This is a genomic window from Halomonas sp. KO116 (assembly GCF_000734975.2).
Taxonomy (GTDB): domain Bacteria; phylum Pseudomonadota; class Gammaproteobacteria; order Pseudomonadales; family Halomonadaceae; genus Vreelandella; species Vreelandella glaciei.
Map to the genome: position 1 here is coordinate 1,498,964 of NZ_CP011052.1, position 22,213 is coordinate 1,521,176.

Annotated in this window: 16 protein-coding genes; 9 read left to right on the forward strand and 7 right to left on the reverse strand. The window is 56.3% G+C overall.

Features of this window, described 5'->3' with window-relative positions; all coding sequences use genetic code 11:
* Positions 1 to 61: 61 nt before the first annotated feature.
* From KO116_RS24525 to KO116_RS06930, 5 genes are all read left to right on the forward strand, one after another.
* Positions 62 to 220, forward strand: a complete 159-nt coding sequence (locus tag KO116_RS24525) for a helix-turn-helix domain-containing protein (RefSeq protein ID WP_235272519.1) — start codon at positions 62 to 64, stop codon at positions 218 to 220.
* Positions 221 to 343: 123 nt separating this feature from the next.
* Positions 344 to 1,777, forward strand: a complete 1,434-nt coding sequence (locus KO116_RS06915; protein WP_035559975.1) for an amidase — start codon at positions 344 to 346, stop codon at positions 1,775 to 1,777.
* A gap of 63 nt (positions 1,778 to 1,840) precedes the next feature.
* Positions 1,841 to 2,068 (forward strand): hypothetical protein, encoded by a 228-nt coding sequence (locus KO116_RS06920; protein ID WP_035559978.1) that lies wholly within the window; start codon positions 1,841 to 1,843, stop codon positions 2,066 to 2,068.
* The gene (locus KO116_RS06925) at positions 2,061 to 3,551 is read left to right on the forward strand and encodes a sodium:solute symporter family protein (protein WP_035559981.1); all 1,491 of its coding nucleotides are present in this window, start codon (positions 2,061 to 2,063) and stop codon (positions 3,549 to 3,551) included. The genes KO116_RS06920 and KO116_RS06925 overlap by 8 nt, the downstream gene beginning before the upstream one ends.
* A 117-nt stretch (positions 3,552 to 3,668) precedes the next feature.
* Positions 3,669 to 4,991: a DUF2252 domain-containing protein gene (locus KO116_RS06930; RefSeq protein WP_035559984.1), complete on the forward strand. Its 1,323-nt coding sequence runs from the start codon at positions 3,669 to 3,671 to the stop codon at positions 4,989 to 4,991.
* A gap of 194 nt (positions 4,992 to 5,185) precedes the next feature.
* Here the strand turns inward: KO116_RS06930 and KO116_RS06935 are convergent, their stop codons facing one another.
* Together KO116_RS06935 and KO116_RS06940 are read right to left on the reverse strand one after the other, a co-directional pair.
* Positions 5,186 to 6,238: an SPFH domain-containing protein gene (locus KO116_RS06935; protein WP_035559986.1), complete on the reverse strand. Its 1,053-nt coding sequence runs from the start codon at positions 6,236 to 6,238 to the stop codon at positions 5,186 to 5,188.
* Positions 6,239 to 6,240: 2 nt separating this feature from the next.
* Positions 6,241 to 6,735: an NfeD family protein gene (locus tag KO116_RS06940; RefSeq protein ID WP_035559989.1), complete on the reverse strand. Its 495-nt coding sequence runs from the start codon at positions 6,733 to 6,735 to the stop codon at positions 6,241 to 6,243.
* 150 nt (positions 6,736 to 6,885) lie between these two features.
* Between KO116_RS06940 and KO116_RS06945 the strand changes: the two genes are divergently transcribed.
* Positions 6,886 to 7,602 carry a trimeric intracellular cation channel family protein gene (locus KO116_RS06945; RefSeq protein ID WP_082072557.1) on the forward strand — a complete coding sequence of 239 codons (717 nt, stop codon included), beginning with the start codon at positions 6,886 to 6,888 and terminating at the stop codon, positions 7,600 to 7,602.
* Between the two features lie 16 nt (positions 7,603 to 7,618).
* Here KO116_RS06945 and KO116_RS06950 read toward each other — a convergent pair whose 3' ends face one another.
* Complete coding sequence (locus KO116_RS06950; protein WP_035560000.1) at positions 7,619 to 10,606, reverse strand: hypothetical protein; 2,988 nt, start codon at positions 10,604 to 10,606, stop codon at positions 7,619 to 7,621.
* Between the two features lie 109 nt (positions 10,607 to 10,715).
* Here KO116_RS06950 and KO116_RS06955 point away from each other — a divergent pair, with 109 nt between their 5' ends.
* Positions 10,716 to 11,423, forward strand: a complete 708-nt coding sequence (locus KO116_RS06955) for a DUF3581 family protein (RefSeq protein ID WP_035560003.1) — start codon at positions 10,716 to 10,718, stop codon at positions 11,421 to 11,423.
* A 31-nt stretch (positions 11,424 to 11,454) separates the two neighbouring features.
* Here the strand turns inward: KO116_RS06955 and KO116_RS06960 are convergent, their stop codons facing one another.
* From KO116_RS06960 to KO116_RS06970, 3 genes are all read right to left on the reverse strand, one after another.
* Positions 11,455 to 12,321: a transglutaminase family protein gene (locus KO116_RS06960; RefSeq protein WP_035560007.1), complete on the reverse strand. Its 867-nt coding sequence runs from the start codon at positions 12,319 to 12,321 to the stop codon at positions 11,455 to 11,457.
* Positions 12,318 to 14,723, reverse strand: a complete 2,406-nt coding sequence (locus tag KO116_RS06965) for a circularly permuted type 2 ATP-grasp protein (protein WP_035560010.1) — start codon at positions 14,721 to 14,723, stop codon at positions 12,318 to 12,320. Before KO116_RS06965 ends, KO116_RS06960 begins: the two co-directional genes overlap by 4 nt.
* Positions 14,724 to 14,806: 83 nt before the next feature.
* Entirely contained in the window at positions 14,807 to 18,157 is a 3,351-nt protein-coding gene (locus KO116_RS06970) for a transglutaminase family protein (protein ID WP_035560014.1), read from the reverse strand.
* A 375-nt stretch (positions 18,158 to 18,532) separates the two neighbouring features.
* Here KO116_RS06970 and KO116_RS06975 point away from each other — a divergent pair, with 375 nt between their 5' ends.
* Entirely contained in the window at positions 18,533 to 20,014 is a 1,482-nt protein-coding gene (locus KO116_RS06975) for a circularly permuted type 2 ATP-grasp protein (protein WP_035560017.1), read from the forward strand.
* Between the two features lie 4 nt (positions 20,015 to 20,018).
* A complete protein-coding gene (locus tag KO116_RS06980) occupies positions 20,019 to 21,029 on the forward strand; it encodes an alpha-E domain-containing protein (protein ID WP_035560020.1) in 1,011 nt (336 codons plus the stop codon).
* Between the two features lie 4 nt (positions 21,030 to 21,033).
* Here KO116_RS06980 and KO116_RS06985 read toward each other — a convergent pair whose 3' ends face one another.
* A complete protein-coding gene (locus KO116_RS06985; protein ID WP_035560024.1) occupies positions 21,034 to 22,089 on the reverse strand; it encodes a zinc-binding metallopeptidase family protein in 1,056 nt (351 codons plus the stop codon).
* Positions 22,090 to 22,213: the final 124 nt, after the last annotated feature.

The following is a 22,213-nucleotide window of genomic DNA, read 5'->3' on the forward strand; positions in this document are numbered from 1 at the left end:
ACACCCACAACGCTAATACCAGCGTAGTCGCGGACTGGCCATCTGAGAGATCGAGGTAGTTATGATCAGCGGCCGGGCTCCGCGGTACTTCGATACGGTTGCCCATTGTCACTCCTTGCGGCAAGCCGCAACCCAGTTGCATATCGCCCCCACGGCTATCAGCCGTCAGATTGATTCACTGGCGAGTGCCCTGCAAACGATGACGGAAGCGTCGTCTTGAAAGCAATGTGCACACAAAAAGTGGACACGCTGTGGTCAATATTGAAATAGCAGAAGGCACTGAGTGGGTTCATGCTGACATTAGTGATAATGACGACATGATAACAACAGCAAAGGTGATGTGATGCCCGAACTACATCAGTTGACCGCTACCCAGTTACTCGAAGGTTACCGCACTCAAGCATTTTCTCCTCTGGATGTTGCTGAAGCACTGATTTCCCATATTGATCAATGGGAGCCACATATCAACGCGCTTTACACCTATCGCCCCGAGTCGCTGCTGGAAATCGCGGAGGCTTCGACCCGGCGCTGGGCCAAAGGTGAGCCAGGCGGCACACTGGATGGAGTGCCGGTAACCCTGAAAGAGCTGATTGCCACCAAGGGAATGCCAGTTCCTGGAGGGACAGGGCTGGGGGAGCAGGCGGTTGCTCGCGAAGATGCGCCTCCGGCTGCGCGGCTTGAGGAAGACCATGCGCTGATGGTGGCGAAAACCACCTGCCCCGATTTTGGCATGCTGTCATCAGGGCTATCGTCCTTTCATGGCCTGACCCGTAATCCCTGGAAACTGGCATGTAATACCGGCGGTTCCAGCTCGGGCGCAGGCGCTGCGGCGGCTGCCGGATTTGGGCCGCTGCATGTGGGTACCGATATCGGTGGCTCGATACGGTTGCCCGCCGCGTGGTGCGGCGTAGTGGGCTTTAAGCCGACCCTGGGTCGTATACCGATAGATCCGTATTATGTGGGCCGCTGTGCAGGGCCTATGACGCGCAGTGTAGAAGATGCCGCATTAATGATGACAGCGCTGGCCCGGACGGATCGGCGCGATGCAATGCGCCTGCCGCCGGAAGAGATAGATTGGCTGGATTTAACGCTAGAGATGAAGGGCCTGCGCATAGGAGTGATGATGGAGGCAGGCTGCGGCTTACCGCTGGATGACGAGATTCGCCGTCATGTCGAGCAGGCAGCAAAGCAACTGGAAGCCGCAGGTGCAAAGCTGGTGCCTTTAGCACCAGTGTTGACTCGAGACATGCTGGATGGGCTGGATCAATTTTGGCAGGCTCGGCAGTGGGGAGAACTGCTAAAGCTCTCCTCTGAGGAGCGCGAAAAAGTGCTGCCTGCGATTTTGGCCTGGGCAGATGGTGGTGAACGTTTAAGCGGCGTAGCCGCGTTGCAGGGGTTTCAGCAGACGATGGCCATGCGGCGTGCTACTGAAGCGGTATTTGACAAGGTCGATGCGGTAATCTCACCCTCAACGCCCACTATCGCCTTTCCTGCCGAGTGGCCATCACCCAGCAATGATCCGCGCCAACCGTTCGAGCATATTGCCTACACCGTGCCGTGGAACATGGGGGAGCAGCCTGCAATCTCGCTTAACGCTGGATTCAGCAGTCCAGCAACGTCACCGGCCTTAGCCGCTAACATGCCTATTGGTGTGCAGTTGATTGGTCCACGTTTCGACGATCATTTCGTGCTGAAATTGGCTCATCAATTGGAGACGCGCCTGGCGTTACCATCACGCTGGCCGATGCTGCCAGCCGAAAAGGCAACCGTCAGTTAACATCGGTCTTTACATGGCTCTGCCTCTGAATACGTCTAATCATTAATAACGAAGGGAACGCTCATGCGACGCTTTTTGGTACTGCCTACCTCTCGGGCAGGGTGGGGGTTATTGATTGCTTTCGTGGCCCTGGTGCTGGCGGGAACCTGGCCAGTGATTGGCCTGGTGAACCGGGCAACGCTGGTGATGGGGCTTCCATTGATGGTGGTCTGGAGCTATCTGGTTATTTTCGCCTGCGTGGTGGTCATGCTGATCGGTAATCGCATTGTGGAGCGAGACGACCATGAATAGCCCTTTGCCATTGCTGATAACGCTGACGTATGTGGCCATTGCGATGGTGATTGGCCTACGCGCCAAGGCAGGCCGCTCCATGAACAGCCTGGAGGAGTGGGGCGTAGCGGGTCGCAGCATGGGGCCGGTAACGCTCTACCTGCTGATCGCCGCCGGTAGTGTGAGCGCTTACACCTTTATGGGAGCGCCCGGTTGGGCTTACTCCAAAGGCGTCGCGGTATTTTATGTAGCGATCTACCTTGCCTATCTGGCGTTGGTCGCATGGTACTTCGGGCCCAAAGTGTGGCAGTTCGGCGAGCAGTTTGGTCATGTAACCCAAGCAAGCGCCATATCCGACCGATACCAGAGTCCTTCGCTGGGAGCACTGGCGGCTCTCGTGATGGCGATCGGCTCTATTGCCTATGCGGTACTGCAAACGATCGGCTCGGCTTATATTCTGTTTGTGATGAGCGGCGGTTTTATTCCCATTTGGTTGGGGGTTGTGCTGGTGCTGGCCTGCATTGCCGTCTATCTCTACGCTAGCGGACAGCGGGCGATTGGCCGTACCAATGCGTTTCAGGGCGTATTGATGCTGATTGTCGCCTGGGCAGTTGGTCTGTGGGCCGTACATAGCGCTACCGGTGGGTTAAGTTTTGCGGGGGTATTTGAGCGTATCCAGGCTGAGAATAGCGAGTTTCTCACCCTGCCCGGGGCGGAAGGCGACATGAGTTTTAGCTTCTGGACAACCTCGATTATCGTTTCGATGTTCTCGTTCATGCCACCCGTTTGGACGCAGTGGATGAGTGCCTCATCGGCGCGTACCATTCGCCGCAGCGCTACGTGGTTGCCTACTTACTATGTTGTCATTCTGCCCATGGTCGTGGTGGGTTTTATCGGTATTTTCAGCCTGCCTGAGTTGGAACGGGCGGATACCGTGGTGCTGGAATACGCTATGCAGCACTTGCCTGTAGTCCTGGTCGGCCTGCTGGGAGCGGGTACTCTGGCGGCCTCGATGTCCTCTAGCGAACCCTTCATTCATTCGGTGTCATTGTCGTTCAGCAAGGATGTGCTTCAGCCAATGTTGAAGCTATCCGACGCCGTCACCGGCAGGTTGGCGCGGCTGTTGATTTTACCCATCATGTTTCTGGTGATAGCACCACTGGCGATTGCTGAGCCCGGTAGCCTGGTGATGATTCTGCTGGTGGGGCTGGGCTTTGCCTCTCAGGTACTACCTGCATTCATCGGAATGTTCTTTTGGCCGCGAGCTTCTCGCTTGGGTGTAATGGCGGGTATCGTGGCGGGTTTTCTGATTACCACGGCATTGACTATCCTTTGGCCACACCCGATGGGTATTCATGCGGGATTTTGGGGGCTAATGGTCAATTTGCCGATATTCGTCACCGTCTCATTAATGACGCCCTCTACTAATGCAGAAGTGGTTGAGCGCTTCTTTCGTATCGCGGCTCCTCGCGGGTTAACACGCTTAGGGCGCAAAGGTGGATAGTAAACGCTGACTTAATCTGTTCATGTTCATCGCTTACCCTTGCAGATAACCGCTTTGATGCACCGAGCGCTTTTTACGCACCGGGCAGACAGAATGAATACACTAAAAGGCAACGCAATGAGCCATGCACTGACTGGACATAACCGCCCTCAGAAAGTGATTGAGGCAACCCATCAGGCGAACAAGATATTGGCCACGGCCACCCGCCAAGCCAAGTACGCCAAAATGGCTGCATCGCCCTACCGATTTTACCGCGGTAGCAACCATCTTTTCTGGAACGATGTTTGGCACGATTGGCGTTTTGCTCTGTTTGGTGGGTGGCCGGAAACCCAGACGTGGTTACAAGGCGATGCTCACGTCTATAACTTTGGCGCTTATGGGCACCATGATGATCAGGTGCGCTATGGCATGGATGACTTCGACGATGCGTTAATTGGCGATTACCAGTATGACGTTTGGCGACTGGCTATCAGCGTGGTACTGGATGGTCGCGAAAACGCGGAGCTGGATGCCAAGGCGATTGATAAAGCGCTTGAAAAGCTAATAGAAGGCTATTACCAAACGCTGGCGGATCATGTCGATGGTAAGCCCATTCACGCCGTAACGCTCGACACCGCCAAGGGCCCGCTGAAGCCGTTCATGAATAAGGTGGCGGATAAGCAGAGCCGTGCGCGGATGCTCGAAAAGTGGACGACGCTTGATGATCAGAAAGGCCGTCAATTTGCCGAGCGGCCCGGTAAGCTCGCTAATCTACCGGCGGATGTAGCCAGCCAGCTACGCCGTCTGATTGAGCAGGAGTACCAGCAAACGCTGCAACACGCCTTTAAAGAGAGTGACCCTCACCATTTTCGTGTGAAAGATACGGCTCGACGTCTGGATGCAGGTACCGGCTCGCTGGGCGTGGAGCGTTACTACGTATTGATTGAAGGAGGCGTTGAGCACGAGCACGACGATATCATTCTGGATATCAAAGAGCAGGTGCCGCCAGAAGCGTTCCGGCTGATGGACAAGCCTCAGCAGCAGGCATGGCGAAAGCTATTTCCCAATGAAGGTATCCGCCATGCTGCGGCATTCCATGCCATTGCCGAGCACCCGGATGCTTATCTTGGCTGGCTAACCATGAACGGCAAGGTGTTTTCGGTTCGCGAGCGCTCGCCGTTCAAGAAAGACATCCCGACCCATAAGCTCTCTGGTGGTAAGTCGTATAAAAAGCTGGCGCAGCAGTGGGGGGAAATTCTTGCCCGTGAACACCTGCGCGGTGCCCAGGCGCTTAATCGAGGTGACGCGACACGCTTTGCTAAGTCCGTTTGCCAACGCCTGAAAGGAAGGGAAACGCAGTTTGTCGAGGTCGTTTCAACACTGGCAGTCGCATACGCCGACTGCACTGAGCAGGATTACGCAGTGTTTATTGATCACTTTCTGGCGACCGATTCACCCTAGTCGTCAGACCGATGGAAATGCCTGCTGGGGTCAACATGAACTGCTGAGCGTGATGCGATTCAGCCCATATGACACAGCGGTTACGGTCGCTGTGCTTGATCAGATAAAGTGCTTCGTCGGCAAGTCGTAGCAAAAAAGCCGGGCCCCGCGGGGCCCGGCTTAAGGTAATTCCTGCGGTTTCTTGATGGCGCTAATTAGTGGCCGCTGACCGCGCCACCGACGATTCCACTACGAAAATCGCTGTCACTGCCGCTACGGTTTTTTAGGTGGTTAGCCACCGTGTCCTCAGGTGATCCCGCCATTTCACGGAACATGCCCATTGAGCCGAGCAACGCCGATGATTCATAAGGCACGAATACCCGCTCGCCATTCTTCGCCATGTTGGGCAGTACCTTGATATAACTTTGGCCTAGCAGGTAGCCCACCACCGTGCGCTTATTCTCTTCGCTATCGCCAATGGCGCTCAGCACCAGCTTGATCGATTCCTGCTCACCCTGAGCGCGCAGAATAGCGGACTCTTTATCGCCTTGAGCGTTAAGAATCGAAGACTCACGCTGACCCTGGGCCATGGCAATTGCCGCTGATTTTTCACCTTCTGCTTCGGTAACCGTAGCGCGGCGTTTACGCTCGGCGGCCATCTGCAGGCGCATGGCGGTTTCCACCTCTTCGGGCATGGCAATATCCTGCACTTCGACACGGGAAATTTTGACCCCCCACTTGGAAGCAGGCTCTTCCATGGCGGCCTGAATCTCGTTGTTCACCTCCGCACGGGACTCAAACAGCTTATCCAGTTCCATTTTGCCGACTACTGAGCGCAGCGTGGTTTTCGCCAGAACTTCGACGGCTTGGCTCATATTCTCGACTTCATAGACCGCCCGCTTGGGGTCAATGATCTGATAGTACAGGGCGCCGTTAATGCGCACAGTGACGTTATCGGTGGTAACGACCGGCTGGCCGGGGAAATCCATCACCGTTTCGCGGCGATCAATACGGGTCTCGTCGCTGGTAATAGCGGTGTAGTCCTCACCCATTTTGCGGTAACGCAGCATGGTGATCGCACGAGGTTGTTCGATAAACGGAATGATGATGTTGATGCCGCTTTCTAACACGCGATGGAATGAACCAAGGCGCTCCACCACCATGACTTCCGATTGGCGAATAATGATCAGACCTTTAGAAATGATCAGTACCGCGATCACCACAATAATAAGGCTTATTAATAAACCTGGGCTAATAGGTAAATCCATTGTTAAGGCTCCTTGCGTTGGGAATCGTCTTCGTGAGGGGCTATGTCATCAGGCTGATGTAACGCGACTAGCGCAGTGGTGCCTTCAAATCGTTTAAATATGACCAGCGTACCGCTGGGTAGCTCGGTTTCACCGCTTTCAACGACGCGGAGACGGTAGAAATCGCCGTTAACTTTAATGCCCGTGGCATCATCAAAATCCCGGCGTAGGGTAGTGTAGCGATTACCTTTCTCGACGCCCGTGCCAGTAGTGCCGTAAGCCACGCCACGGGGAGAGAAACGAGGACGAATGACCATAATGCATAGCGGTAGCAGCACCCCGGTAAAAATAGCCATGCTAAGCAGTTGCCAGGGGAGCGTTAAACCTAACGCCGTAACGGCCGCCGTTAGCGCCGCGGCAATACCCAGTGCAAGCAGCACCATTGCGCCAGAAGATAGCTCTGCCAGACTTAATAGTAGGGCGAGTACCAGCCAGCTGTAAGCCGGGTTCCAATCCATAAACGCTCCAACTCCACAGTTAACCTAATCGGCCAGCGTAACCTAATCCCGAGTATTTATCCCAACTGAGTAATGGCGCTGGAGCCAGTGTTTTGGGGAAGAGTGTTATTCTTGGCGCCTTTATCGATAGCGAACATTAAGGAGAAGAGCGTGTCAGGCGTGGTCTATTGGCTGGATATGGCGGGTGTCATCGTGTTCGCGCTGTCGGGTGTGATGTTGGCGTGCAGGTCGCGCATGGACCCAATTGGCATGCTGGTGCTGGCGGCAGTGACCAGCATCGGTGGGGGCACACTGCGGGATTTAGTGTTAGGCGTAAAGCCGGTGTTCTGGGTGACCGACCCGACCTATTTATGGGTGATTTTAGCCACCGTAGGCGTCTCGCTGGTGGGGTTTCACTATATCCACCGTCTCTCGCGGGGCTTCTTGCCGATTGCCGATGCGTTCGGCCTTGCGCTGTTCACCGTTATTGGCGCCCATAAAGCACTGCTGCTGGGCACGTCTGGCATGGTGGCGGTGTTGATGGGCATGATGACCGGCGTGGCGGGCGGCATGATCCGTGATGTGCTGGCGCAACGAGTGCCCATGGTCTTGCGCGAAGAGATCTACGCCACCGCCGCGATGGCGGGAGGCATCGTTTACGTCGCGCTGCATGCGCTGGAGGCGCCGCTTACGTTGGCGATTGCTGCCTCACTAAGCGTCACTCTTGGGCTTCGGTTGGCGGCCATTCATTGGCACTTGGCATTGCCGGTGTTTGCCTGGGTCACAGTGCCCGCCAAAACCCATGATGAGACGGCAGCGCCGCTCTCCACGCCGCAAAAAGCTAAAGAACGAGTCAGGATGATTCGTCGTGAGCGCAAAAAACGCTAGGCAACGGTTATTTGTGTTACCTGCCATTGGCCTCCCGCCAGCGGTCAAACCAGCGGCGCGGTTGAATAAAGCGCAAGGTTGGTTCGCTGTCTTCAAGTTCAACCCCTAATCCAAGCACGCCAAGGCGCGCATAGAGCGCGCCATTGGCACTGCGGTCTGCCAGAGCGACATCCGAAAGCAGCAGTAGTGGGCCGCCGGTGAGCGTCAAGTCGCTAAGGCTAATCTGCTCGCCGCTGATCTCTAGCTGTGCAGTGCCCTCGATATCGTGAACATTTAACAGTCGCCCGAGCCAGTCGCTATCCCTGGCGCGGGCGAGAAATAGCCGGGCGAGCAAGCCCGTATCGCGCATTTCCAAACGTAGTTGGCTGGCTAGGCGAACAGGGTCTTCCCACGCTAACTGCGCATCAAACATTGAAAGTTGCACCCACCAACCCGCATCCGATGAGCCGTTTTCACTCTGAAGGTTAACGTTTTCCAGGCGTAGGAAAGAGTCATTAGCAGTAAAGCGGCGTGTATTCAGATCGCCGTCGGTGAGGTGCAAATACAAGTGCACATCGCCCCGTAGACGCTGATCCAGTAGCGCCAGCTCGGCACCAAAAGCGCGCAGCGTTATTTCTCCTTGGGCGTTCAAACCCTCCAGCAGCCATTCGCTGGCTAGGCTGGCTTGCCCATCAAGCAAGGTGACACCTGCCCCTTCTGGCAGGTAGCGGTTGTAACGGGTGAAGTCGGGCACCTCGGTAATCGGTAGCGCAATACGGGTGGTGAAGTGCTCGGGTTGGGGCGATTCAAGCACCTCGCTAAACTGCTCGGTTTGCGTGGTGAGGGCAAAGTGGCGCCCCTGTACGTGTGGGCTGTCATCGTCTTGGCGCTTTAGGTCAAAGCGGGGAATGCCAAGCGAGAGCTGGGCCTGCTCGGTGCTATCCAATTGGGCGGTGAGCTCTCCACGCCCTGTGGCGAGATAGTCTAAAAATGTAACCTCAAGCTGGTCGGCATTAACGCGCAGCCGAGTCGGTGCCAGCAGGCGGTTATCGCGAAAGGCGCCCTGAGCAAAGAGCTGGCCTTCGCCAGCAATGGCCAAACCATGGGCGTCAGGCAAAAACGCATTTAAAAAGCCTAGCCGTTGCACACTACCTTCAAGTGCAAACTGTCCACTAGGCACGCTATTGCGGCGCTGAAAACGTCCGTCGGTTAACACTAATACGCTCTCTAGGCGCTCGCTAGGTCGGTCGATAGCGGCCACTTGCCAGCTCAGCCGGGCGCCGCTGAGGTTCAATTCTGAACCATCCATCGCTACTTGCTGGAGTGGCAGGAATAGCTGCATATCACTGGTTAACGTGCCTGCCTGTTCGCCGTGCTGCCAGCGAGTCGCTAGCCCGTTTCCCGCTAAATGCACCTCACCGCTGAGTTGCTCTGACGTCATAGTGAGCTGGCCGTGACTCGTGGCTTGGCCGCTAAGCAGCTGCAGAGGTGTAGGGGTGGGTAAAATGGCCACTAAATAGCTCTGTAACACGCTAACATCGGGCAGGCGAGCCGCTTGCCAGCTAAGCATGGCGGTGGCTTCATCAGGCGCTTTTTGCGGATTAATAGGGCTTGTGGCGATAAGGTTGATGTCAGCGTCGTCAAGTAGCAGGCGCTCTTGGTGATGCAACGTGGCATCGTTAAAGTTGAGCGTGGCTTCCATTATCTCTTGCGGCGTTAACCGGGCATTGAGTGAGCCACTGCCTTGGGCGATAAAGCCGCGTGTATCGGCTGCCAGCTCCGGTGCTTGAATGTTCAGTTGAGCATCGTAGAGGCGCGACTCGCGAATGCTGGCTGAGGCATCCATTTGGCCATGGCCAGAAAGGCGGATGCCCTGTTCGTCAGCATACGCAGTAAGATAACGGTCAAGCATATCCAAACGAATGATGTCGCCCTGTAAGGCCAGGGTAGCCGCTGTGGGAAGGTCGAGCTGATCCAGGCGTTGATTGGGAATTTGGGTCGCCAGGCGAAGCTCAGCGTGCTCTGCATAAGGGCGCGGCTCGTCCAGTTCTATTTCAGCCAGTTCTACTTCAGCCGGTTCTACTTCAGCTAGCTCAACATTGGCAAGCTGGGTCGAAAAATGCAGTTGGTCGTTCTCAACTGCCAAGCGAACCTGGCCTTTACCGGTGGCGGTGTGACGTGGTGGTGGGTTGTCAGCGATTAGCCAGCGGGGTGAGTCGCTTGGAGCACGTAAACGCTGCTCATCTACCGCTAAGCGCAACACTGGCGCGTCCAGCATTAATTCGCTACCGGGCTGTAACTTACCAGCGGTTAGCTCAAGTGTGCCGGTGAGTGCCCCGCGCCCCTCCAGGGTTAGCCAGGGCAGGGCGTCTAAATAGGGCATAAAGACATCCCAGGCATCCGCTTGGGCATTCAACTGAAGCTGCGCCGAAAGCGCCGCCAGCAGGTTGGGGTTAAGTTGGCCACTGGTGGCGTCGACGGGGGTTATCGTGTCGAGTGTCGCATCAGCGGTAAGATCAATATCGTGCACTAGGGTTGCTTGATCACTCACGCGAACTAAACGACCATTAGTAATGGCGAGCGAAACATTAGGGATAGCCAGGGTGTCGCGACTCAATGTGGTCTCTACGACGTGTAGCTGGCCTTCCGCTTCCAGCGCGATATCACCGACGGTCAGGCGGCGAATGCCCTCAGCATCGAGGGCATTAATATGCAGCTCGCCGCGTAGCAGGGCCAGCAAAGAGAGCGAAAGGGTCGCGCGTTCAGCCTCAATGGAGATGGGTAAGGCTTCATCTTCACGTGCGAGATACAGCCCCTCGACTTCCCAGCGGCCAGGGTGTCGGCTGGCACCTTGCTCCCAGCGGATGTCGATGCCTTCAAATTGGGAAATGCGTTTGGGTAGCCACTGACTATTAAGCAGCCAATAGCTGCCCGCTACCCAGATCAGGATGATAAATAGCAAGCCAATCAACACCCTGAAAAGCAGTCGGGGTAGGCGATTTTTACGAGTGTTCACGTCTGACATAGTGGCTTCCCTAGCAGATAACTCCTGTTGGGGCGTGTTTTATGGCATTATGCGCGGCGTTGGGCAGTGACGGGTTTTCGATTTCAACGCTAGGCAGGCAACAAACGCCATGTTCAAGGATTTTTATACGCAGCGCGGAGAGTATGTGGTGATCTCCGCAGAGCAGGCCAGTCGCTTCGCCAAAGGCGTGGCGGGTGACTACAACCCTATTCATAATCCGGATGCACGCCGCTTTTGTGTGCCCGGTGATCTGCTGTTTGCATTGGTGCTCACAAAGTTTGGGTTGTCGCGGCAAATGGAATTTCGCTTCACCAACATGGTGGGCGCCGATACACCGCTAAAGTTCAGCGAAGCAGACGACGGTACACTGCATGTCTGTGATGAGAGCGGCAAAGGTTACTTACAGGTAGTGCGTAGCGGTGACATTACCCACGATGCCGATGTGGTGGAAGCCTTTGCACGCTGTTATGTGGCGTTTTCAGGCAAGAATTTTCCACACTATCTCAAACCACTTATGGAGCAACATGGGGTTATGTTTAACCCTAAACGTCCGCTGGTGATCTACGATAGCATGGGTTTTTCACTTGGGCGTTTAGATGGTTTTTCTCCAGGATTGACGCTGAACCACTCTTCGCTAGAGGTTCACGGTAAGCGTGCCGATGCCCGCTTGGAGTTCTCGATCGAGTCCGCTGGTGAAGCGGTGGGTGTGGGCTCTAAGAAGCTTGTCGTGAGCGGCCTATGCGATTACGACGCCGATGAAATGGCCGCTATTGTAGAAGAGTTTTATCGTCTTAAAGCTGCTTACGAATCAGCCTGATGGCTATCAGGCATTAATAATTGTTAATGTTTTAGCTCGCCTGCGGCATGACATCGACTTCAACTTCAAGACGATGCTCGCCGCCGCCGTTCATAACCCCTTTGAGTGGCGCGACATCTGCATAATCTCGCCCCCAAGCCAGTACGGGGTGCTGTTCACCGGCCACTGAGCCATTGGTGGGGTCAAGCGCCAGCCAGCCCCAGTCGGGGATCCAGGTCGCCAGCCACGCATGGGAGGCATCAGCGCCGATCAGCCGCGGCTGCCCGGGCGGTGGCTGGGTTTCCAGGTATCCGCTGACGTAGCGCGCGGCGAGTCCTACCGAACGCAATGCGCCAATCGCCAGGTGGGCGAAGTCTTGACAAACACCACGCCGGTTGGCAAGCACCTCGCTTAACGGTGTCGCCAGCGTAGTGAAGCTGGGGTCGTATTCAAAAGTGCTATAAATCAACTCATTCAGCGCTAGCGCCGCCTCAATAAGTGGTCTGCCTGGGGTGAAGCAGCTACGGGCAAAGGCGGCTAGCTCGTCGTTACGACGGATAAATGGTGAGTCCAGTCGGTAGAGCTGTACATCAAAGCTGTTGTCCTGGCTAAGCAGCTGGGCCACGTTTTTCCACGGCGGCGAAACATCAGGCAGGGCGGTGAGCGGCTGAGTATTCAATGGTGTTACCACAGTGACATCCAGCGTTTGATGAACCCCTTCCATGGCGAAATAGAGCACCCGGTTGCCGAATATATCGCAGCGCTCCTTTTGTACCTGCGGCGCAGGGCTAATATGTAATTCCGAAGCGCCACACTGCTGATGGGGCGTTTTGCGTGGAAGCACCCGCGCTTCACTATGGCACAACGTTACCGGAGCGCTGTAATGGTAGCGGGTGGTATGCCGCAACGTATAGTTCATGCCTCGGGCTCCATACTAACTAGTTGGCGAGGTCGTTCCACATGGCTGAAATGACTTTGACTGATGGCTTCAGAAAGCGCACTCAGGGGCTCAATCAGAGCGTCCAGCAGTTGTTCTAGCGCCTCTTGCGCCTCGGGGGTATCCGCTAAATGGCTCAAGCGATCAATATCGGCAAGATGGAGCGCTGCATTCGCCTGAATCAACAGCCTGCGTTCGGCGTTACGGTAGGGGGATGTAGTGCCGGGTAGGCGATCCATCTGACGCTCAATGCGCTTGAGCATATAACCCACCGAGCGAGGGTTAGTCTCGTCGAACAGCAGTAGGTCAAGAATCGCCGCTGGATGTAGCTCGCTGCGGTAGCGGCGCCGGTAAGCGGTAAAGTTATCGGTGGTGGCAAGCACGACTTCCCACAGTGCCAATCCCGGCGAATGCGGGGCATTAAGGGTAAGTTTGAGCAGCGAGAGCAAGCCCAACACGCGATCCAGAAAGCGGCCAATATCCATGAATCGCCAACCGTAGTGGTGCGGCATGGTCTCGTTGCAGAGTCCGAAAAACGCAGCCAGCTGGGCCGATAGCCCTTCACAAGCGCGCCGCGCCGCGCTGGCTCCCAAGCTGGGGTTAAAGGTGGCCATGCGTTGGCGCAACTGGTGCACCACCCGCCAGGAGTCGTCGCCTAAATGGTCGCGCACGCTGCGTGCATTGCGCATTAATTGCGAGAATAGTGGCTGCAGCGCTTGGGGCTCCACGTCATCGAACTGCGCCAATAGTGCCGCACGCTTCTGTTCAAAACCGATCAGTGGCGCTTGTAAGCGGTGCTCGTCGTCTTTGCTGAGTGTGGTGATATCCAGGGCTAGCAGCAGCTCATCCAACAGCTGGTCGGCAATCGCGTCCTGGTCGTACTCCATTAGCCTTAGCAGTGCTTCACGCAGCAAGCGGGCGCGGGTGTCTAATCGCTCACCGTAGCGGCCTAGCCAAAACAGGCTTTCAGCCACCCGGCTGGGTAGATCCGTCCCATCCCGCGTCGCCACTACCGGGCCGCGGGCTTGGCGCAGCTGGCTGACATGCGGCTGGGGTGAGGCTGCGGTGACCCACACATCTTTGACAATGCTGGTGCTCAGTGAGGGTGAGCCAGGCGCACCGACCCAGGCTAAACCGCCGGGCATCACTTGGTATTCGTCCGCCGTGTTGCGGTTGACGGTAGCCGGGGTGTGGGTCACAAAACAGCGCAGGTTTAACGTAGTGGGCTCAAGTCGCTGCAGGTGGCTGTCAAATATCGGTGCGCTGGCCGGTTGCGTAGAGGCATCGGCGTTGGGTAGCAGCAGGGTCTCACCCAGTAAGTGTTCGCACAGTGCTGGCAGGTAGTCAGCTAATACCGGGGCTTCTAAAATGCCCACACCCAGTGCGTTCGATAACGCTACACCGCCTGAACGCATAGCTTGTAACAGCCCCGGCACGCCGAGCTGCGAATCGCCGCGCAGCTCCAGCGGGTCGCAGTAAGCGTCATCGCAATGGCGCAAGATCACATCGACCGGTTGCAAGCCGCCCAGGGTGCGCAGCCAAACCTGCGTATCGCGCACCACCAAATCCTGCCCTTCTACCAACGCGATATTGAGATAATTAGCCAAATAGGCGTGCTCAAAATAGCGCGGGCTCGCCGGCCCCGGCGTTAATAGAATCAGGGTGGGGTTATCGCGGTGCTGGTAGGCCATGGCGATGAGCGTTCGGTGATGCAAATCCAGGAAACCCGCCAACCGCTTTAAGGGCGCGTTACGGTACATGCCGGGTAGGGCGCGGGCCATCAATATGCGATTTTCAAGCGCAAAGCCCGTACCGGATGGTGCCTGTAGCCGGTCGGACATAACCCGCCATTGTCCTTGGGTGTCCTGAATAATATCCACACCGTGAAAACCGATCGGCGCACGGTCGTTGGGTAGCGAACGATGGCAGGGCAGCAAGAGAAGCGGTGACGCAAGCAGTTCCTGAGTCGGCAACAGGCCTAGGTCAAAGAGTGTTTTGGCCCCGTATATATCGTTATACAGGGCGGTCAGCAGGCGGCTGCGCTGAGTAAGCCCCGCCTCCAGCGCTTGCCACTGGACTTCATCAATCACCCAGGGTAGCGGGTCAAGCCGCCAAGAACGCCCTTGGGTTTCGTCATGCATATTAAAGATGACGCCGTTTTCGGCCAGCAGGCGCTGAATCTCTTCATGCTGCTGCAAACGCCCCGTGGGGCCCATGCCCTCCAGCGAGCCCAATAAGCTTTCCCAGCCCGGGCGTAACTGCCCTTGGCCATCGAGCATGGCGTCATACGTGCCGGGCTGTCCCTTGCCTAGCTGGTTCAAGTAATCCTCAACAAGCCCGTTAGCCACGGGCGCGAGAAGTGAGGGTGAGACAGGGGCCGTCATTATCCTTGTAATCCTGAGAGGTAAGGGGGCGGATTATCCAGCACTGGCTACTAAGAGAAAAGCATTAGCTTAGTTAAAAAACATTAGCTAGGCGTCCAGCGCAGATCGAGCGTTTGTGGCAGTTCCAGGCTGGGGGTTTCCAGCTTGGGAGCTTGTTGGCCATGACGATGGCCACTGTCACTAAAACGCCCCAGTCGCCGGGCTTCGGCTTCAAACGCATTGACCGGGAAGGTATCGAAATTACGCCCGGTGGGATGCACCACGTAATAGGTACAGCCCGCCACAGAGCGCTGATTCCAGGTATCGATCACATCAAACACCAGCGGTGCATGAATAGGAATCTGCGGATGCAATGCCGAGGGCGGCTGCCAGGCGCGGTAGCGCACCCCGGCGACTGCTTCCCCGTTTCTGCCGGTGGCTGAAAGCGGCACTCGGCGCCCGTTGCAGGTCACCACGTAACGGTCACCGCTCATGCCGCTGACTTTGACTTCCAGGCGCTCCACCGAGGAGTCCACATAGCGAGCAGTACCGCCAGCCGAAGCCTCTTCACCCAGTACATGCCAGGGTTCGATGGCTTGGCGTAGTTCGATATCCAGCATGGGCGTATGCAGGCGACCGTGCAGCGGGAAGCGGAACTCCAGGAAGGGGGCGAACCACTCAAGATCAAAATCGAAGCCGTGGTGGCGTAGATCACTGAGCACATCGTCAAGATCGTTCCACAAGTAGTGGGGCAACATCCAGCGATCTTGCAAGGCGCTGCCCCAGCGCACCGGTTTGGCCCGATAGGGTGTTTTCCAGCAGCGCGCGACAAGAGCGCGAATCAGCAGCATCTGCATCAGGCCCATACGCGCATGGGGCGGCATCTCAAAGCCACGCAGCTCCAATAAGCCGAGTCGACCGCTGTCGCTATCCGGCGAATAGAGCTTGTCGATACAGAACTCGGCGCGGTGGGTGTTGCCAGTCAAGTCGGTGAGCAGATGGCGCAGCAAGCGATCGACCAGCCAGGGTTGTACTACGTCGCCTTCGGGCATTTGCTGTAGCGCAATTTCCAGCTCGTAAAGTGCTTCGTGACGCGCTTCATCCACCCGTGGCGCTTGGCTTGTCGGGCCAATAAAGAGACCCGAAAACAGATAAGAGAGGCTAGGGTGATGCTGCCAATAAGTCACTAAGCTGGCAAGCAGATCCGGGCGGCGTAAGAACGGTGAATCGTCAGGCGTCAGGCCGCCTAGCGTGACGTGGTTGCCACCGCCGGTGCCGGTGTGGCGTCCGTCGAGCATAAATTTTTCGGTGCCCAGGCGAGTTTCTCGTGCTTCGGCGTAGAGCCGTTCGGTTTGCGCGACCAAGGTTTGCCAACTGGCCGCAGGCATAATATTCACTTCGATCACGCCCGGGTCGGGGGTGATCATAAAGTTTTCCAGACGCGGATCGCGAGGCGGCGAGTAGCCCTCTACCATCACCGGGCAAGCGAGCTCTTTAGCGCACTCTTCAACCGTACTGAGCAGGTCAAGGTAGTGCTCTAAGCTGGTCAGCGGTGGCAGGAAAATATGCAGGCGACCGTCCCGTGGTTCCACACACAGGCTGGTGTGAATAATGCCACTCTCGCGGTCGCTTTCTGCCCGTGGCTGCTGCTGAACATCTTCGCCTTCAGGGTGCGATGGGCTGGGGTGGCTGGAACGACCCAGGCGTTCGGCGTCGCTGATATGCAGCTGTTCAGCATTACGACGGGCAACCTCGCCGTGAATATCGCCTAGTGCCGGGCGGGGCGCGAATAGTGATTCAGGCTGGGGCTGCTCTTCCGGGTCAGCCCAGGGCAACGCCGAAAGCGGTAAGCGCAGCCCCATGGGGGAATCGCCGGGTACCAGAAAAAGGTGGTCGCGCTTGAGCGGCCAGCGGCCGCTTTCCCAGCGGTGGGCTTGGCTGATCGAGTGGCGCAGTGGCAGAGCGTAACCAACGACTTCGTCCAGACCTTGTTCCAATAGGCGGGCTAAGCGGTGGCGCTCGACATCGTCTTTGAGGTTGGCTTCGCGCGGGTCAACGTTAACTGGCAGCGACTGCTCTTTCCAAAGATAGTAGTAGGCATCCTCAAACGCTGGAATCCAGTAACGTTCGGCCACACCCAGCCGCTCGCTAAGTGCCTTGGTAAAGCGTTGCGCCATGGTGTTATCCACGTGCACTTTCGGGGCAGCCTCCAGGCAGGCCAGCCACTGTGGGTCGCGCCATAGCGGCACGCCATCTTTACGCCAGTAGCAGGCCAGCGCCCAGCGGGGCAGCGGTTCGCCGGGATACCACTTGCCCTGCTGCTGCTGAATGGCGCTGCCGGGGGCATAGGCGGCCTGAAGGCGTGTCAGTAGTGCTTCGGCCCGCTCGCGCTTGTGCTCACCGAGCGCTTCGGTATTCCACTGCGGGCTCTCCATATCATCAACCGATACAAAGGTAGGTTCGCCACCCATGGTCAGGCGCACATCTTGCTGAAGAAGCTCGGCATCCACGTCGTCGCCGAGGTTGCAGATACGCTGCCACTGCTCATCGCTATACGGTTTGGTGACCCGTGGGTCTTCGTGGATACGCTCCACTTCCATGGTCACATCGAACGTGACTTCGCACTTATCCGAAAAACCGGTAATGGCGGCTGCGCTACCTGTCGTTGGAGTAGCCGCCAGCGGAATATGGCCTTCACCTGCGAACAGGCCGGAGGTTGGATCAAGACCTACCCAGCCTGCACCAGGCAGAAAGACTTCGGTCCAGGCATGTAAATCGGTGAAATCTACTTCTGTACCGCTGGGGCCATCGAGTGCTTTGACATCGGATTTAAGCTGAATCAGATAGCCCGATACAAAGCGTGCCGCGAGTCCCAGGTGGCGAAAAATCTGCACCAGCAACCAGGCGCTGTCGCGGCAGGAGCCACTGGCCAGGGACAGAGTCTCTTCACAGCTTTGTACGCCTGGCTCCAGGCGCACCAGGTAACCGATATCGTCTTGTAAGCGTTGGTTAAGCGCGACCAGGAAATCGACGGTGGTGGTCGGTTCGCGGGGCACGCCCTTGAGCCACTCCATTAAGCGCGGCCCGGACTCGGTGATTTCAAGATAGGGGCCCAGCTCTTGCCGCAGCGCTTCCGGGTAATCGAAGGGAATCTGTTGCGCAATGTCGTCCAGGAAGAAATCGAACGGGTTAATCACCGTCATCGGGGCGATCAGTTCGACAGCAATGGTTAGCTCTTTACGCGGTTCTGGGAACACCACGCGGGCGTTGAAGTTGCCAAACGGGTCCTGTTGCCAGTTTAAAAAATGGTCATCGCCGGAGAGTTTGAGTGAGTACGCCTCAATATGCGTGCGGCAGTGGGGCGCCGGACGTAGCCGAATAACATGGGGTGATAGACGCACCGGGCGGTCAAAGTGGTATGTCGTACGATGGTACAAGGCAACGCGAATGGTCATGGGCCACCCTCAAGAGAACCGTTATCAACCGGATAGTCGGCTGGGTTAGGGAATAACCGAACGTTTCGCAAGTATCGTTCCACTTTTACTTTTTTGCAGCCGCTATATTAAGTAAGACGTTTAACTAAAGTGGAAATGGCGTTATGCACCAACTTGAAGCCAACTAGACGCACCAAAAGAAAGCATAAAAGGGGTTTGATGGGCGCTGATGCTCTGCCAAGTAATGTTTGAGTCGTGTTTAAGTAAGCGAACGTTGAAATATCGCAAAAGATGGTACGTATTTTGCTCTCAATTGTTTGATTGTTTTGCACGCGGCAGGCCTACACTGAGCATTGAGGAAGTTGCCGCTTCCACCCCAGCGCCAGGAGAGCGCCCATGAGCCAAGTGAATTGGAATAACTATGCGTGTCGTGATTTTTACGATGAGCTGATGGCAGCGCCCGGTCAGCCACGCGAGTCAGCGGGTGAACTGTGCAACATGTTGGCAAGGTTTAGCGCAGAAGAGTTAGCGGAGCGCAAGACGGCGGCGGAGATCGCCATCCGTACCATGGGGATTACTTTCACCGTTTATTCAGAAGGGGCAATGATCGACCGTGCCTGGCCGTTTGATATTGTGCCGCGCATTATTCCCGCCAATGAGTGGCGTAAAACCGAGGCGGGGCTCAAGCAGCGCGTGCAGGCGCTAAACTTATTTATTGATGATCTCTATCACGACCAAAAGGTGATCAAGGACAAAGTATTACCCGCTGAGGTATTGGCGCAGTCGGTTAATTTTCGCCCTCAGTGTGTAGGTATTAATCCCCCTCACGGCGTGTGGGCGCATGTTTGCGGGTCAGACCTGGTGCGCGATGGCGACGGTACGCTTTTTGTGCTGGAAGATAACCTGCGCATTCCTTCCGGCGTCTCTTACATGCTTGAAAATCGCAATGTCACTAAGCGAGTGCTGCCGGAGTTATTCGCCTCAGGCAAGATTTTGCCGGTTGATGATTACGTGGCTCAGCTTTACGACATGCTAGCGTCGATGTCGCCGCGACCTGGCGATGACCCGCAAATTGTGGTGCTGACCCCAGGGATTTATAACTCTGCCTACTTCGAGCACGCCTATCTTGCCCAGCAAATGGGTGTAGAACTGGTGCAGGGAAGTGACCTGTTAGTGGATGACGATGATGTGGTGTATATGCGCACCGTCGAGGGTATGCGCCGCGTGGATGTTATTTACCGCCGTGTTGATGATGAATTTCTCGACCCGGAAGCGTTTAATCCTGAGTCAATGCTGGGTGTTGCGGGCCTGATGCGCGCTTGGCGGGCGGGTAAAGTCGCGCTGGCCAACGCGCCGGGCGCTGGGGTGGCGGATGACAAGGTGGTTTACGCTTTCGTACCTGCGCTGATTCGTTATTACCTCGATCAGGAGCCGCTGTTGCCCAACGTGCCGAGCTACCTGTGCATGTTTGAAGACGACCGCCGCTATGTGCTCGACCACCTGGATGAATTGGTCGTCAAGCCCGCCAATGAGTCGGGCGGCTACGGCATGTTGATTGGCCCGCGCTCAACCAAAGAGACCCGCGATGAGTTTGCGCAGTTGATCAAGGCAAATCCCCGCAATTATATGGCCCAGCCCACCCTGGCGCTTTCGACTACGCCTACGCTAGCGAATGGGTTACCGCAGCCGCGCCATGTGGATTTACGCCCTTTCATACTCTCAGGGCCTGAAATTCATGTCACGACCGGTGGTTTGACGCGGGTGGCTTTGATAGAAGGATCGCTGGTGGTGAACTCTTCACAAGGCGGCGGCAGTAAAGATACCTGGATTGTAGAAACCGACGATAAGGCGGCAGCGGCCGCGGTGAAAGGAGCCTAACGCCATGCTGTCACGCGTTGCTGAGAATCTTTACTGGATGGCGCGTTATATTGAACGAGCGGAAGATACCGCGCGCCTATTGAGCGTTAACAGCCACCTTATGCTGGATTTGCCGGGACGCTTGCCGTTAGGTTGGGCTCCACTTATCGAAATGACCGGCAGCCTGGAAGCCTTCACCGCACGCCATACAGACTTCGATGAGCGCAATGTCGTACATTTTTTATGTGCCGATACCGAGAATGATATTTCGATTATCTCCGCCCTCGCCAGTGCTCGCGAGAACCTCAGAACCACCCGGGATGTGGTGCCTCGGGAGATTTGGGAGGAGGTTAATCAGCTCTATCTGAGCGTCGTCGACCATGCTGAACATGGCGTTAGCCCGCGCCGCCGCGATAGCTTTCTCAAAAGCGTGATTCGTGGTTGCCAAGCGTTAACGGGGCTCATTGAGGGCACCTTGAGTCATGGCCCGGCGCGTACGTTTATTGAATTAGGGCGCCAGTTGGAGCGGGCGGATATGACGACGCGCATTGTGGACGTGCGCTCTGCCAGCTTGCTGCCGCAAAACCCTGAGGAGCTGCTGCCATTTGAAAACTTGCAGTGGATGAGTGTGCTTAAATCACTCACCGCGTATCAAATGTACCGTCAGCAGGTGCGTTTACGCGTACGGGGGCCGGATGTGCTGCGCTTTTTGCTCCAAGACCCCAGCCTGCCACGTTCGATTGCCTGCAGCCTAGAAACGCTAGGCCATGAGCTTACTTTGCTTCCCCGTCAAGACCGCCCCGCGGCCACGGTTTCGCTGGTTCGAGCGGACGTAGTCGATGCCGATATCCAAGCGCTTGCCCATTCGCCGAGCAAGCTGCATGCCTTTATCGACGAGCTGCAAATTGGCTTTGCTGCCATTCACGATACGCTTAGTGCGACCTACTTTGTGAATGACGACACTGTTCCCCGAGTGGCACAAACGCAAAGCCAGACACAAAGCCAAAGCCACGCAGGGGACAACGACAACGATTGACGGGCTAGCGCTCAACAGGGCTGGCGGCTTGGATCAGTTGATGCAGGTACGCCAGTTTATCCCGCACGGCGGGGGCGAGCGCCGCTGGCGAAAGGTCGAGTAGCCCCATATCCCGGTTGAGTTCGTTCACCGCCAAGCCGACCTGATGAAAAGCCATCAACATGCTGTCCAGGCTACCGTCATATTCGACATGTGTAATGCCCATGTGCAGTGCGGTATCCAGCACGGCCACCATATCCAAGTAATAGGCGAAGGTTTCGGCGAAGTCTTCCCAGGGGTGCATGGTGGCGTAAGCAGAGATAAAACGCGCAGGCCAGTCGCTGGGGGCGCCCTGCTGATAGTAACGCTCTAGCGCCTCTGCGTAGCTTGGTCGATGGTGGTTGCCAAACAACGCACGACACGCCTCTTCATCGCGATCCTTTACCAATACATCCCAATAATAGTGGCCAATTTCATGGCGGAAGTGACCGATGAGTGTGCGGTGTGATTCGTTCATATCGACGCGCAAGCGTTCACGCTCAACGTCATCGGCTTCTTTGACGTTAATGGTGATATGGCCCGACGCATGGCCGGTATACACCTTCTCTTGCTTCGCGGTAGAGCGCCATAACCCCTGGTCGGGAAGGGCATCGGCCATAAATGAAAAGCTTAGCGGCACGTTAATGGAATCGTCTTTGGTGCCATGTGGCAGCTTGAGTAGATCGAGGGTATGAAATAGCCGCCGCTTTGCTGCTTCAAGCGCCGCCCAGCGTTCACGATGGCCTTCAATATTGAGGTCGGGAATTACCTCGTTATAACGACAGCAGTCACATAGTACATCCGCTTGGCCGCGTTCCATCACCACCATGCGGTTACAGACGTTCTCAACGGCGTAGTTGTGGCACTTCATCAGCGCTGTATCGCAACCTGGGTGCGTACAGCGATAGCCACCGTTGTCCAACGGCTCAATCGCGACAATATTGCTACAGGCGGGGCACCAGCCGACGTCTGATTGGCAGGTAAGGCAGTGGGTGTTTTCATAAAAGAGTGAATTGCCACAGCGGCAGCTGAAGGTCTGCATCGTTAGTTCCCTGTGCTTAAACACGTCATGCGTAGCGTTTGCCGTGAACGGTTTGAAAAACCACGGCGCCCCTGGTTAGCGGAAGCATAGCCACCACGGCACAACAATGAAAAGGCTAATTGAC

What these genes read in the sequence shown, in the direction of transcription:
- KO116_RS24525 (WP_235272519.1), top strand. Translation starts at nt 62, where the DNA reads ATGATCAGCGGCCGGGCTCCGCGGTACTTCGATACGGTTGCCCATTGT.
- KO116_RS06915 (WP_035559975.1), top strand. Translation starts at nt 344, where the DNA reads ATGCCCGAACTACATCAGTTGACCGCTACCCAGTTACTCGAAGGTTAC.
- KO116_RS06920 (WP_035559978.1), top strand. Translation starts at nt 1,841, where the DNA reads ATGCGACGCTTTTTGGTACTGCCTACCTCTCGGGCAGGGTGGGGGTTA.
- KO116_RS06925 (WP_035559981.1), top strand. Translation starts at nt 2,061, where the DNA reads ATGAATAGCCCTTTGCCATTGCTGATAACGCTGACGTATGTGGCCATT.
- KO116_RS06930 (WP_035559984.1), top strand. Translation starts at nt 3,669, where the DNA reads ATGAGCCATGCACTGACTGGACATAACCGCCCTCAGAAAGTGATTGAG.
- KO116_RS06935 (WP_035559986.1), bottom strand. Translation starts at nt 6,238, where the DNA reads ATGGATTTACCTATTAGCCCAGGTTTATTAATAAGCCTTATTATTGTG.
- KO116_RS06940 (WP_035559989.1), bottom strand. Translation starts at nt 6,735, where the DNA reads ATGGATTGGAACCCGGCTTACAGCTGGCTGGTACTCGCCCTACTATTA.
- KO116_RS06950 (WP_035560000.1), bottom strand. Translation starts at nt 10,606, where the DNA reads ATGTCAGACGTGAACACTCGTAAAAATCGCCTACCCCGACTGCTTTTC.
- KO116_RS06955 (WP_035560003.1), top strand. Translation starts at nt 10,716, where the DNA reads ATGTTCAAGGATTTTTATACGCAGCGCGGAGAGTATGTGGTGATCTCC.
- KO116_RS06960 (WP_035560007.1), bottom strand. Translation starts at nt 12,321, where the DNA reads ATGAACTATACGTTGCGGCATACCACCCGCTACCATTACAGCGCTCCG.
- KO116_RS06965 (WP_035560010.1), bottom strand. Translation starts at nt 14,723, where the DNA reads ATGACGGCCCCTGTCTCACCCTCACTTCTCGCGCCCGTGGCTAACGGG.
- KO116_RS06970 (WP_035560014.1), bottom strand. Translation starts at nt 18,157, where the DNA reads ATGACCATTCGCGTTGCCTTGTACCATCGTACGACATACCACTTTGAC.
- KO116_RS06975 (WP_035560017.1), top strand. Translation starts at nt 18,533, where the DNA reads ATGAGCCAAGTGAATTGGAATAACTATGCGTGTCGTGATTTTTACGAT.
- KO116_RS06980 (WP_035560020.1), top strand. Translation starts at nt 20,019, where the DNA reads ATGCTGTCACGCGTTGCTGAGAATCTTTACTGGATGGCGCGTTATATT.
- KO116_RS06985 (WP_035560024.1), bottom strand. Translation starts at nt 22,089, where the DNA reads ATGCAGACCTTCAGCTGCCGCTGTGGCAATTCACTCTTTTATGAAAAC.